Source organism: Fuerstiella marisgermanici (assembly GCF_001983935.1).
Lineage (GTDB): Bacteria > Planctomycetota > Planctomycetia > Planctomycetales > Planctomycetaceae > Fuerstiella > Fuerstiella marisgermanici.
Window position 1 is genome coordinate 3,285,603 of sequence record NZ_CP017641.1, and the last position, 13,370, is coordinate 3,298,972.

9 protein-coding genes are annotated in these 13,370 nt (G+C 54.9%); 5 read left to right on the forward strand and 4 right to left on the reverse strand.

Annotated features, from left to right (window positions below; translation table 11 throughout):
• Positions 1-8 precede the first annotated feature (8 nt).
• The 4 genes from Fuma_RS12395 to Fuma_RS12410 all read right to left on the reverse strand — a co-directional run bounded on the left by Fuma_RS12395 (position 9) and on the right by Fuma_RS12410 (position 4,139).
• Positions 9-1,409, reverse strand: coding sequence for an HTTM domain-containing protein (locus Fuma_RS12395; RefSeq protein ID WP_158520955.1), 1,401 nt, complete (start codon positions 1,407-1,409; stop codon positions 9-11).
• Positions 1,406-2,542: an HTTM domain-containing protein gene (locus Fuma_RS12400; RefSeq protein WP_077024422.1), complete on the reverse strand. Its 1,137-nt coding sequence runs from the start codon at positions 2,540-2,542 to the stop codon at positions 1,406-1,408. The genes Fuma_RS12395 and Fuma_RS12400 overlap by 4 nt, the downstream gene beginning before the upstream one ends.
• A 32-nt stretch (positions 2,543-2,574) precedes the next feature.
• Positions 2,575-3,696, reverse strand: a complete 1,122-nt coding sequence (locus Fuma_RS12405; protein WP_077022466.1) for an ISAs1 family transposase — start codon at positions 3,694-3,696, stop codon at positions 2,575-2,577.
• A gap of 89 nt (positions 3,697-3,785) precedes the next feature.
• Positions 3,786-4,139, reverse strand: coding sequence for an HTTM domain-containing protein (locus tag Fuma_RS12410; protein WP_158520956.1), 354 nt, complete (start codon positions 4,137-4,139; stop codon positions 3,786-3,788).
• 273 nt (positions 4,140-4,412) lie between these two features.
• Here Fuma_RS12410 and Fuma_RS12415 point away from each other — a divergent pair, with 273 nt between their 5' ends.
• The 5 genes from Fuma_RS12415 (at position 4,413) to Fuma_RS12440 (ending at position 13,116) form a co-directional block, all read left to right on the forward strand.
• Entirely contained in the window at positions 4,413-5,585 is a 1,173-nt protein-coding gene (locus Fuma_RS12415; protein ID WP_077022421.1) for an ISAs1 family transposase, read from the forward strand.
• Position 5,586: 1 nt separating this feature from the next.
• The gene (locus Fuma_RS12420) at positions 5,587-6,474 is read left to right on the forward strand and encodes an NAD-dependent epimerase/dehydratase family protein (RefSeq protein WP_077024424.1); all 888 of its coding nucleotides are present in this window, start codon (positions 5,587-5,589) and stop codon (positions 6,472-6,474) included.
• A gap of 469 nt (positions 6,475-6,943) precedes the next feature.
• The gene (locus tag Fuma_RS12430; protein ID WP_077024426.1) at positions 6,944-8,572 is read left to right on the forward strand and encodes a GMC oxidoreductase; all 1,629 of its coding nucleotides are present in this window, start codon (positions 6,944-6,946) and stop codon (positions 8,570-8,572) included.
• A gap of 416 nt (positions 8,573-8,988) precedes the next feature.
• Positions 8,989-10,419 carry a DUF1501 domain-containing protein gene (locus Fuma_RS12435; protein WP_077028266.1) on the forward strand — a complete coding sequence of 477 codons (1,431 nt, stop codon included), beginning with the start codon at positions 8,989-8,991 and terminating at the stop codon, positions 10,417-10,419.
• A gap of 90 nt (positions 10,420-10,509) precedes the next feature.
• Complete coding sequence (locus Fuma_RS12440; RefSeq protein ID WP_077024427.1) at positions 10,510-13,116, forward strand: DUF1549 domain-containing protein; 2,607 nt, start codon at positions 10,510-10,512, stop codon at positions 13,114-13,116.
• Positions 13,117-13,370 lie beyond the last annotated feature (254 nt).

Consider the following 13,370-nt stretch of genomic DNA (forward strand, 5'->3'; position numbering starts at 1 on the left):
AAGGATCATCACGGTTCCAGCGGAAGAATCCAGGGCTGATGCCGCCACGACCTGTGCTGCATCGCCAGGTCGGTGTCCGGGGCGAGCAGTGGTTGTTGCTCACGGCCGTTTAATGAGACCGACGTCAGTGCACGAATTTGAACATCTTCATACCCAGCAGCACGCATTTCGTTGGCCAGAAAGTGGCTGAATTCCAGAATCAGGTCGGGATGCCCGGACATCCGGATCACTTGTTTTTCTGTCAGCGAAGTTGGGGGCCGAATGTGCCACGTCCGCTGAGCAGCGGGCGAAGATGCCACGAAAACAACGTCGCGACACGCTTTGACTCGATGCATAAGCCGCCATGAAAAATTCTGGCCTTCTTCCGTCCAGTTGGGATTGCCGGGATAAAGATGATGCCGCAGCGGAATCAAAAGCTGGGTGGTCACGTAGACCGCTAAAAACGCCAGCGTCCACCATTGACCTGCAAAGTTTGTTTCTGCGGTCGGATTTGCCAATCCGTTGGGCACGCCTTTGCAACGTTTCGCTGCTGCTTGCCAAAACAGAAAACGACGCGGCCAGGATGGTTCGAAGAAAATTGTCGTCAACGCGATCATCAGCCACGGAAAGATTCCGATGTCAAACAGAAGTACATTCAGGAGGTGAAATCCGATTGCGACGAGGAACGCGAACGTTCGAGTCGGACGCCACAGCAGCAAGGGGATGATCAGGAGGTCGAATGCCAGGCCGCCATAGCTGAATAACGCGATCATCCATTCCTCGCGGAAAAACGCCCCGAGGATCGGGAAATCTGTTTCCCGGGCAAGCAACAAACGGACAGGTTGCAAGCGGATGATCCAATCCTGCTCGAGTTTCGCGAAGCCTGAATAGACATACACAATTCCCACTTGGAATCTCACCAACCACAACATCCAAACCGGCACAACAGACAAACGCAATTTGGGACGCCAACAGACATCCAGAGAAAAACTGCCGTGCGCCGGCACGACGGCCAGAATACCGCTCAGCAAAATTATCAGGTAGTAATGGTTGTGATACGCGGTTCGGTCCAGCAACAGTACATAGGTAAATCCCACGCAGAACAGCAGTGCGGCATAGCGATAGAACAATCCCAAAACGATGCATGCGGCCAGAACACTGAGTGCAGCAAAATGCAATCGCATGCCGGGCTCCGGCCAGGGGTGCACCCAGTTGAATCCGAGGTAGCGGAAGTGAAACTGATCGGAATCGTAAAGGGCGTCGATGGCTCCAGACTGAAACAGCTCCCGCAAATGCCACAGCAAAATTGTGCCAAAGGCAATTCGTATGAACACAAGGCTCGCAATGTCCACGGGGCGAAACAGTCGGCTCAGCACGGTCGGGCGATCTTTAGCAAGACCCACGACATCGGTTGTGGTTCCAGCCATCATAAAGAACCCGCATCTTCTGTCGCGGCGGGAAACAGTTCTGGAAAATCCTCTGCCCAGTCTCGCACTGGCACGTTCCATAGTTGCTCAGGCACTGCCTCCGTCAGGGGGAGCACGAATGGCCGGTGGAACATCGAACGTTGTTCCTGCGACAAATCCAGTTCGGGATCGATTAACAGCTGAGGCCGCCGCCCATTTAACGACACAAGTGCGACGGCGTGAATCTCGAAGTTTTCAAAGCCGTCCTTTTGAAAGCCTTCCGAAAGACGGTGAGCAAGCTGCAGAATCAGATCGGGATCGCTGATCAGTCGTCGATATTGAAACCGCGACAACATCGGGCGAACGTCAATCGGCAGCCGTTGCGACGTTCCAGGCTTGACGGCATGAAACGCGACGCCCCCTCGTTTGTGGTTGAGCATCATTCGCCACGCAAAGTTGTCTCCTTCGCCCGTCCAGCTCGGATTGCCGGGATACAGGTGATGGCGAAATGGGACCAGCAGTTGCACTACAACAAATAACAGCAGGACGAACACCGTCGCGGTATTAGGATCTTTTTCAGCGGCGGCAACAGGTTCGGTGATCTCCACAGCCGGACGCTGGTCTGACGCCTGGTTGCGGCCCCCAAACCGCATGGCTCGACGAGGCCAATCTGGCGGGAGAAACAGCGTCGTTGCGGCGATCATCAGCCATGGAAACACACCGATATCAAACAGAACGGCGTTGATGGTGTGAAACAAAGCCGCGATCGCGAAGGCGGCCATCCGAGTTCTCGGCCACAGTAGGCACGGCACGATTGGCAAATCAAACAGCAGACCGCCGTAGACGATACTCCAGGCAGCCGTGTTGTGTTGCAGCCAGCTGCCAATGAACGGAACGTCCAGGCGTTCCTGCAGCCCCAATTGGACAGCCGCGCCCTGCAGCCAGTCGCGATCAAGTTTTGCGATGCCAGCATAAATATACGGAATCGCAATCTGAAATCGCAGCAGCCACAGTGTCCAGGCGGGCGTCGTCGAACCGGAATGTCTGCCCGGCCGCAGGCTGTCGCCCGACCAAACTCGGTGCGCCGGAACGAATGCCATGACGAAACAGAGCAGGCATATTAAATATTCATGATTCAGGTAGTAAGTTTTTTCCAACAGGAACAGATACAGGGGGATTGCACGTTAAGTCATTTGCCGAACAGGACTTTCGCGAGGTATGTCTCATCCCAGGCAGCATTGAGTCTTTTGTTTTTGATCCCCACCTTGGCTGTGGATTCGTTTTTCAGAAGACTCAACGCCGTGCGGCGAAGGATGCTGAAGTTCATATCTGCGTGGCCTTTGCGGATCCTCGATTGATCTTCCTGGAAAGTGACGTCCAGTTGCCAATGCAAATTGTTCTCGACACCCCAATGGCTCCGCACAGCTTCGGCGAAACGACGGCCGGAGACATAACGGCTTAAAATGTAATAGCGGATGCCGATGCACATTTTGCCGTCGCGGAGAGTGTTGTTGATCGCGATCCCGATCGCCTTCAGGTTCTTCCAGCGATGTGCGTCCGGAAGATCCTCCGGCGCACGACAGATCAGATACTGTCGCAAATCTTCGCGGCCGCCGGTGTTTTCTTTCGTTTCAAATCGTCGCACCGGACAGCGTGCAAAGTCATCTTCCAAATGGTCGGCGAAGAACGCGACAAGACCTGCGTGTAGCGTGGGCTGATTGCCTTTCGCGGCAAGACAATAGTCCGCCTCTGCGTCGACAATCTTCGACGCGATTTCCGTTTGGCAACCCATGGCGTCAATCGTCACTAAAGCACCGGAAACCTCGATCAATTCCAGCAGTTTGGGAATCGCCGTAATCTCATTACTCTTCGCATCGACGACGACTTGCCCGAGACTGATATGATTGGCTGTGGCCCATGCACTGACCATGTGGATGGCCGACTTGCCACTGGCTTTGTCATAGCTGCGACGGAGTGTCTTACCATCGATCGCGATGATTTGTCCGTCACTGATTTTCTGCAGAGAAGTGATCCAATTCAGTAAGCACTTTTCAAATTCTGCAGGACGAATCAGAGCGAGGATGGCGTTGAAACGATCGTGCGACGGAATCCCTGCGGACAGATCGAGATACTTCGCAAACCAATCTCGTTTCGTTCTGCCAAACTTCGCAATCGCGACAAAATCATCCGCGCCACTGATCACAGCACAGACTGCAATGAACAGAATATTTTGAAGCGGATAGACCGGCTCACCGCGCCTTGGATCCGTAACATCAGAGAAATGATCGACAAAACTGGTGGACAAAGGCATGGCAGGAATCCTTTCGCGGCTCAAACATTTCAGCACACATAGCAGCGTGAAACATCACACTGACACTGAAGGTTGCCATCTATACCATCTTATCCAATGTCGCGCAATCCGCCTAGGAACAGATACGTGTAGCCGCCGCAAAAGAGGGCAACCGCAATTCTGTAGAACACCCCCAGCATGATAAACAATGCCAGCACGCCCATTACGAAAACCAGCAGGTGCATTGCCACGGCTGGCAAAGGACGAACCCAGCCGAAGCCGAAATACGTGAAGTGAAGACGCTGCGCTATGTATTCCGACTGCACTCCACCGTGCAACAGAAAGTACCAGACCTTCCAAGCGAGCAGCATTCCGAACAGGATTCGAAAGCAAGCCAGCGAAGCAACGTCGACGGGGGCACACAATCGGCGCCGGATGGCAGAAGAACGAGTGGATTCCGTCACGCGTGCCTCCACATCATCCGGTTTGAACTCACACGCCAGCCTGCCGCATGCGTACATGCTTTGCTACACTTTCGCTGACTGTTATCCACGACTAAGAAAAACTGCGGCTGAGCACATGCAGCAGGAGCATCACATTGAAACGGCGTGTCTTTTTGACTGGCGGTACGGGGCAGGGCCAGCGCGCACTTTGGGCAATTTAGGCTGGCGCGACAAGTGAGTATTGGTTAGTCTTTTCGTGTCGTAACATCGGACTTCACGAGGAGAGGACAAGAGATGTCGACAGTTGAACTGGCGGTCACCCAGGAGCTGACAGGAAACATTGTTCATTACTTTGATCAATTGAAAGACCCGCGTTCCAACATCAATCGTCTGCATCTGCTTGGTGATGTGATTGTGATCGCCATTTGCGGAGTGCTGGCCAACGCCGACGGCCCCAGTGCGATTGCGGAATGGGCGCGACTGAATGCCGATGGCCTGCAGAAACACCTGGCACTTCCGCATGGCATTCCGAAAAAAGATACGTACCGGCGCGTCCTTTCTCTCCTGAAGCCGAACGACTTTCAAGCGTGCTTCGTGCAATGGATTGAATCGCTGGAAGGACTTTCCGACGAACAGAAAGAAGGCTACAGAAAACAGATTGCGATTGATGGCAAAGCACTCCGTCGATCACATGACAAAAAGAATGGGCTGGGTGCGTTGTTCATCGTGAGTGCGTGGGCTTCTGATCAGGGGATTTCTCTGGGACAGGTGGCGACGGAAGAGAAGTCGAACGAGATCACCGCGATCCCGAAATTACTGAACGAAATCAATATCGATGAGGCGATCATTACGATTGACGCAGCGGGTTGTCAAAAAAACATTGCGCAGCAGATCGTGTCTGGCAATGCAGACTATGTGTTAGCCCTGAAAGGCAACCAACCGAAACTCTATGAGGTCGTGCAGAAGTTTTTTCTCGATCACCTGGAGGATGACTTCGCTCGCTGTCCCGTCAGTCGCTATGAAGAAACAGAGAAGGGACACGGTCGGCAGGAACAGAGAATCTACTATCAGGCGACCGTGCCTGTCGATTTTGACGTGGGCCACAAATGGGCCGGACTCAAGACCATCGGAACGGCGATCCGAATGTACGAGCAGGACGGCATTCATCATTCTGACGTTCGCTACTACATCAGCAGTCTGCGTCGCAAAGGCGAGCTGTTCGCAACAACGGTTCGTGGTCACTGGGCCATAGAAAACACGCTGCACTGGAGTCTCGACATGACCTACCGCGAGGATGAGAGTCGAGTCCGAAACCGAATCTTCGCGAACAATTTGTCATGGCTCAGACGACTCACACTCAGCCTCATCAAGAAACATCCTGGCAAACAAAGCAACGTCATGAAAAGAAGAATGGCCGGATGGAACATTGACTATTTGATGCAAATCCTTACCGGCAAAACAACTTAGTATGCGCTGGCCCTGGGGTACGGGGTACATCGGAACGCCCTTGGTCAAACGACTGCTGCAAAGTGATGCCATCGACGAAGTGAACTGCCTGATCCGCACGACAGCCGATTCCGATCGTTTCCCTTCGAGGTCGCTTTTGCGATATTCCGTCGGAGACATCACTCAACCGGCGGCGTACGCAGGCGAATTGAAACAGTGTGACACGCTGATTCATATGGCGGCTGCGACAGGAAAGGTTTCGAAGGCTGAGCATTGGCGGGTTAATTGTGAGGGGACCAAAAATCTGGTTGACGCGAGTGTTGCGGCTGGAATTCGTCACTTCATCTTCATCAGTTCCATCGCCGCCGGGTATCCCGACAACAAATACTACCACTATGCTCAGGCAAAATCCGCAGCGGAACAATATGTACTAAACAGTCCGCTGCAGGCGACCGTGGTTCGACCGACCATTGTGACCGGGCACGACGCTCCCGTCACCCAAGGACTGCGGAAGCTGCGAATGGGGCGGTTGCTTTTGCTGTTCGGAACGGGTGAAGTATGCGTTCAGCCGGTTTCGGTCAGCGACCTTGTCGAAGTTTTACACGAAGTCACGCTGCAGCAGCCGACGAGGCAAATTATTGAAGTTGGCGGTAAGGATGTGTTGACGCTGCGTCGCTTTATTGAATGCATTAGTTCACCGGATTCCAAACCTTTGATCCCGATCCCCATTCCTCTGCGGCCCGCCCGATTTCTGCTGGCGATGATGGAACCTGCGATTAGTCGCTGGCTGCCGCTTACGGCCGGGCAACTCGCACTGTTCCGCAACAACTCGACAGCAGCCACTTCCGATGTCGGCAGCACTCATGAATTCATGTCACTTGAAGAATTGGTTGCCCAGTGTCACGGCTGAACCCTGAGCAGCAGCGCCGCCGAGAAGCTGAGGCTTTCGCTCGTTACTTGTTTCGGATGAACTGCCCGGAAGAGGTCGCTAAATCGTACGTGCGATTTAACGAACAGCACTTGGCCCGTTTCAATTCTGGGTGCGGTGGATTCGATCGACTGTTGATGAAGATGGGCAGACATCGCTGGCTGTTACGCATCGCGGACTGTTACGCGGCTTTGTTTCGTCGCCATTCCATTTTGCGACAACGCCTGGTGCTGTGCCTCGCCTTGTTGGAATGTCGCCCCGAGTTCGACCAGGCACTGCAGTGTCGCCGACCGATTGGTAGATTGCGGGCGAGCGTTGAACTGGTGTCTGCTTTGGCGGTGCAAGCGGGGGTCGCAGCGGCAGCAGTTACTCTTCTGGGCCCAATCGACGTGGCTAGTCGTTTGTTTTATTTCGGAACGGGCGCGCAGTCAAAAGAAGAGGCAGCCGTCCGGTGAAGGAGCCAATCGTTATCATTGGATCAGGAGCCGCCGGAGTCCATTGTGCGCTGACGTTGCTTCAGGCGGGGTGCCGCGTCCAGATGCTGGATGTCGGGCAATCCGGATCGATACCGCCGTTGCCAAACGTTCCAATTTCAGAACTTAAATCACAACTGGCAGATCCTGAATCCTACTTTCTGGGGAAAGATCCGAACGCCATTCGGCTGCCGGGTGACGATGGTGAATACTATGCGCTCCCACCGTCCAAGAGTCACGTCGTCGAATCGGGACTCGCGACCGATCCACGGTCGGCCGGCTTCTCACCTCTTGTGTCCTTCGCTCGCGGCGGCTTCGCTGACGCATGGACGGGCGGCTGCTACCCCTTTGATGACAATGATCTCCGCGACTTCCCGATCGACTTCGCCGGGATGCAGCCGTTCTACGACGAAGTCGCAAAGCGAATCGGCATCTCAGGATCGGACGACCTGGCGTCGTTGATTCCCTATCACGATGGTATTCAGGAACCGCTGGAACTCGATCCGCATTCTGAATTTCTGTTGCGCACGTATCATGAAAGAGTGAAAGACAAATCGCCAGGGATTCACCTGGGACACGCTCGGTCAGCAGTGATTTCCCAGGCGACTGACGGGCGATCCGCCTGCAGTTCACTGGGACGGTGTTTGTGGGGGTGCCCGACTTCGTCGTTTTACGTTCCATCGCTGACACTTGCGCAATGCCGAACTTATGATTCCTTCGATTACCGGCCGGGGCTGCGAGTTTCGCATGCGGTCTGTGATTCCACACGGCAGGTAAAAGCAGTGGAAGCGACCGATGAACAAGGAGAAAAACACCTGTTCGATGTCGGTACTTTGGTGCTGGCTGCCGGTACGTTATCCACGTCGGCGATCTATCTGCGCACGCTGGAGCAGGCTGGTGTGTCAGAACCGGTGCTGACTGGATTGATGGACAACCGCCAAATTCACATACCGTTTGTGACGCCCGCTTTGTTCGGGCAGCCGATCGCGGCGGATGCCTATCAATACCATCGCCTGGCAATGGTTGTTGAAGACGCTCAACTTCCGGCCAGTTGTCATGGGCAGTTGACAACTCTAAAGGCGGCGATGACTCATCCGATTTTGCAGCGGCTGCCTATTGGGTTGCGGAGTGCTGTGCGAATGTTTCGCAATGTTCGATCAGGTATGGGGCTGTTGAATTTAAGCTTTCCCGAGACTCGCCGCAGCAACAATCGAATCCGATTGGTTGCGCAGAAAGCAGACGGTCAGCAACCTTCACTGCACGTTGCTATCGACTACTACCCGCCCGTTGCCGAGCGGCAAACTCACAAGCGGGTTAAGCGGCAGGTGCGGCGATTCATGAAGCAACTCGGCTGCCACACGTTTGGGTTTTGGAATTCCACTCGCGACATGGGCGCGAGCATTCACTATGCAGGCACGATCCCCATGTCGGCGACCGCTGCGCCACACACCGTAAGCCCTTCCGGCAATAGCCACGACTTTCCAAACCTGTGGATCGTCGATGCCAGCGTCTTTCCATCGCTGCCCGCCAAGAGTCTTACGCTGACAACGATGGCCAATTCCATTCGTACGACCAGGTTAATGCTTGAATCCCTCAAGTCATCGTAAGACCGCAGACTTATAACGCATTCGACGATTCAGGAGACCGTGCCTGTCGAGAAAAAGGCCGGGCAGGATTTTGTCAACGACAGCGAGACCTTTTAAACGGGATGACGTTCAACTCCTGCATGAGTATTGGTACCAGCGTCAAGGCCGCGACAATGCAACCGCACAGACGTTATCGGTTGTTGAAGTGCTCAGTCACGCGACATTGCCGCAATACACTTCCTGTTTAAGTATCATGTGCTGGTCGCGCACTTAGACACGTTCTATTTCAGGTTTGGGTGATTCCGCGAAAACACGCATGACAAGTCGCGTCTGCGTGGCTAGCATTAAGGTCCCTCCATGCTCACCACCCTCTGGCCCCACCAGATTGGGCGTTACTCGCCCGCAAGCCTCTGGTGACAAGCAAGAAAGACGACACGATGCTTAGACTTCTGGGAAGTCCTCGCCGGTGCTGTGACGGATTGACGCGACGCGACACACTGCGAGCCGGTGGCTTGTCGATGCTCGGCGGAATGTTTGGACTTCCCCCGCTGGCGGCGAACGCAGCCAACAGCACCGAGGGTCGACGTCCTGGTAAAGCGAAGAGTGTCATCATGCTGTATCTGCTCGGCGGTGCTCCGACGCAGGACATGTTCGACATGAAGCCGCATGCTCCGACGGGCATTGCCAGTGACTTCCGACCGATCCGTTCGGATGTTCCGGGCATGGATGTCTGCGAACTGCTGCCCAAGTCCGCTCGGTGGATGGGCAAGTCAGCCATTGTCCGCACGGTCAACCACAAAGCGGGCTGTCATAATCCCATGGCCAGCTTCACCGGTTATCCGGAACCGCTGCCGTCAATCGGCGTGCTTCAGGACAACCTGCCGCCCAGCATGGGATCGGTATGTGAGTATCTCAACGAAGAACCTGGCGGCTTTCCCGACTATGTACACCTGCCGTGTATGCTCGGTTGGGGACAACACATTCGACGCGCCGGACCGTATGCCGGATTTCTGGGAAGTCAGTACGATCCGCTGTTCACGGAATGCAATCCGACATCCGCGAAGACGTCGCCGAGTCAGTACGCTCCGCAGCCCGTGCTGGGTTATCCGGAACTCCCGAACGCCAAGCTACCGGCCGGGCTGACTCTGGACCGGCTCAATAAACGGCGAGCACTCACGCAACAGTTTGACGACGCACTGCGCCGTCCGGGACTCGGCGAAGAATTCGAACGTGTTCAGGAAGGAGCGATGTCGCTGCTGACGTCCAAACGAATTCGCGATGCGTTCGATATTGATAACGTCGATGCCAAAGTGCGAGAAGCCTATGGCCCGACATTGTTCGGTTCGAGTGCTTTGATTGCTCGCAAGCTGGTCGAAGAAGGTGTGCGGTTCGTGACTGCGACGTGGGATGTTTTCGCGACGCGACCGGGACTGCTGGATGGCGTTGCCTGGGACACTCACGCCGCCAACTTCCCGATTCTGAAGGACATCCTGCTGCCGATTTACGACAACACGTTCGATGCATTGATGGACGACCTGCACAAGCGAGGATTGCTTGACGAAACGCTTGTGGTGGTGATGAGCGATATGGGGCGAACTCCGAAAATCAACACGAACGGTGGTCGCGATCACTGGACGTTTTGCTATTCGGTGCTGATGGCCGGCGCGGGGATTCGAGGTGGCACTTTGTACGGTGAGTCAGACGATCAGGCGGCCTACGTGAAGTCCGATCCTGTCAGTCCAGCAGATATTTGTGCAACGATTTACGAATGCCTGGGGATCGATCCTGACATGCAGATTCCGGATTCAGCCGGGCAGCCGGTGCGGATCCGCATGGGTGGCAAAGTCATCAACGACATTCTGGCCTAGACAAAAGCAGAAGTAAGACGCGTCGGCACCGTGCTTCTGAAGGGCAAGTGCCACAGCTATCTGGAATCATGCGATTGGAGACGGTCATTCATGTTGCGTAATACATTCGTTATTTGGGCACTTCATTTCTGCGTGAGTGTTCCGCTCTTATTTGCAAGTCCTCCAACCTCGCCGGAGGAACGTCTGGCCGCCATTGGAGAACCGACAACTCTGGAAGTTGAACCGGAGACGTTTGCCTTGTCGGGGCCGCGAGCCAATCGTCAGGTGCTTGTCACCGGGCATTACGCCGACGGGACCACACGAGACCTGACACAACTGAGTGAATGGAAGTCACAGTCGCCTGACGTTGTCGCGGTTACCCCGAGCGGTCTGGCAACCGGATATAGCGACGGTAAAACGACGATCGATGTCCGAGTGGGAAATCTTTCCGCCAGCATCCCTGTGACCATTGCTGATGTCGGGCAACCGCATCCGATCAGTTTTCGGCGTGAGTTCATGGCACTGTTGAGTTCTGCGGGGTGCAGCGACATCCGTTGCCATGGTGCGCCCAGTGGCAAGAATGAGTTTCGTCTCAGCCTTTGGGGGCTGGATCCGAAACTGGATTTTCGGCAGCTCACCCATGATGCACTTGGTCGCCGGACGAATTCGATTAATCCGGACAACAGCTTGATCCTTCAAAAAGCTTTGACGCGTGTCCCACACGCGGGCGGTCAACGATTCACCGCTGACAGCTCTTTCGCGAAATTGATGACCACCTGGCAGGCTGAAGGTCTGCGTGACGATGCAGGCAAGCCGCCCCTGAAATCGCTGACCGTTTCTCCGGCACGACGTGTCCTGCAGGCACCAGCGAACTGGCAGCAAATTTCTGTGCGAGCCGAGTTCGCTGACGGGCGTTCCGAAGACGTGACTCGACTAACCACCTTCTTTAGCAGTGACATCGCCCTCGCAGACGTTGATCGCACCGGATATGTAGAATTCAAATCGCAGGGCGAAGTCGCGATTTTGTGTCGCTACATGGACCAGATGAGTTCGGTGCGTCTGATGTACATCGAAAAGCCTGCCGCAGATTACCAGTGGCCGGACCCTGCCGAAAACAACTATGTCGACAAGCACACCTTCGCCAAACTCAGGATGCTGAACATCGCCCCGTCGGAACTTTGCAGCGACGAACACTTTGTCCGCCGCGTGTATCTGGATGTGTGCGGGGTACTGCCGTCACCGGAAGAAACTAATAGTTTCGTCGGATCAACAGAACCCGACAAGCGCCAGCAATTGATCGACACCTTACTGCAGCGCCCCGAATATGTTGATTTCTGGACCAAGAAATGGATGGACGTGCTGCGTTCCAGTCGCGACGCCATTCAACTGCAGGGAGCTCAGTCCTATCAAGCCTGGCTGCACAAGCAAATAGCCGCAGACGCTTCATTCGCCGACGTAGCCCGCACGCTTCTGACATCGCAGGGGAAATCCTTCACTGACGCGCCCGCAAACTTTTTCTGCGTCGCTCCCACTCCTAAAGAAATCACCGACCCCGCGTATCTGCAGAAGGATCTGACAGAAGCGACGGCTCAGTTGTTCCTTGGCGTTCGTCTCCAGTGTGCGAAGTGCCACGATCATCCTTATGAACGGTGGAAGCAGGACGATTACCTCGCACTGGCCGCGCATTTTACTCAGGTGAAACAAAGCCGAGTTGGAAAAGCCGGACCGGCCGGGCGCCCCGACCGGCGGGAGATTGAAATCACGCTGGACAACAAAGCTCCGGAAATCAAAGACGACAAGGGTGCAGAAGTCGCACCTCGACTTCCTTTGCACCAGTCGCCCGAACTTGCAGATGGGCAGGACCGTCGCGAGTTACTCGCGGACTGGCTGACACAGAAAGACAATCCGTTCTTTGCCAAAGCCATGGTTAACCGAATCTGGTTCCATTTGCATGGCCGAGGCATCGTCGAGCCGGTTGATGATTTTCGTGACTCTAATCCTTCAGTGAACGACGAATTGCTGGAAGCTCTTGCCGCAGAGTTCATCGCCAACGGATATCGATTGAAGCCACTGATTCGAACCATTGTGAATTCACGCACCTATCAACTGAGTGCCATCCCGACGGCCACCAATGCATCAGACGGTCGGTACTTCTCTCATATGCAATCCAGAACGCTGTCGGCCGAAGTTTTACTGGACGCTGTTTGCAGCGTCACGGAAGTTCCCGAGGTGTTTGAAATCACAAAAGACTATATCTCCGGACTGCCGGACGGCACGTTGAAGCTGCCGGTCGGCACGCGAGCTGTGCAGTTGCCGGTCAACGATTTCACAACGCTGATCAATACGATGGGCAAGTATGTTCGGTACGAATCACATCCGTTTCTACGCACGTTCGGGCAACCGGGACGCACGCAAACCTGCGAATGTGACCGTGAACAAACCTTCGGTCGCAAGCAGGCTCTCGAACTGATCATCGGGCAGGAAACGTCGGATCGACTGACCGAAAAAGGCAATTGCTTGAGTGGCCTACTCACGCAGAAACTTACCGATGCCGAAATCCTGGACAATCTATACGTCCGAGCCCTCTCCCGCCGCCCGTCTGAAAGCACGGCAGAATCCCTGCTGCAGTACGTCGCAAGCACTGAGGACAAACGGCAGGCCTGGGAAGATATCCTATGGACGATTTTGAACTCCCAGGAATTTCTCTACCAGCATTAAAGCGGTTTCCGCACGCACCTGATTGATCCTTTGTGGAGTTGGGATCGAGCGAGTTCCTCGGTCTTCGTTCTGCGCTCTCAGTCTGCCGACGCTTTCGTTGACGTCGTCATGCCAGCGCGATACGACGCATTTCGCGAGGCTCAACCGTGCTCGGTGCATTCTGCGCCACGACTTCGACGGCATGGTTTCCCGTCGACGGCAGACGTGGTCAGTTTCGATTTCCTCGATGACACTCAGAGGAAACACGTGTCGGC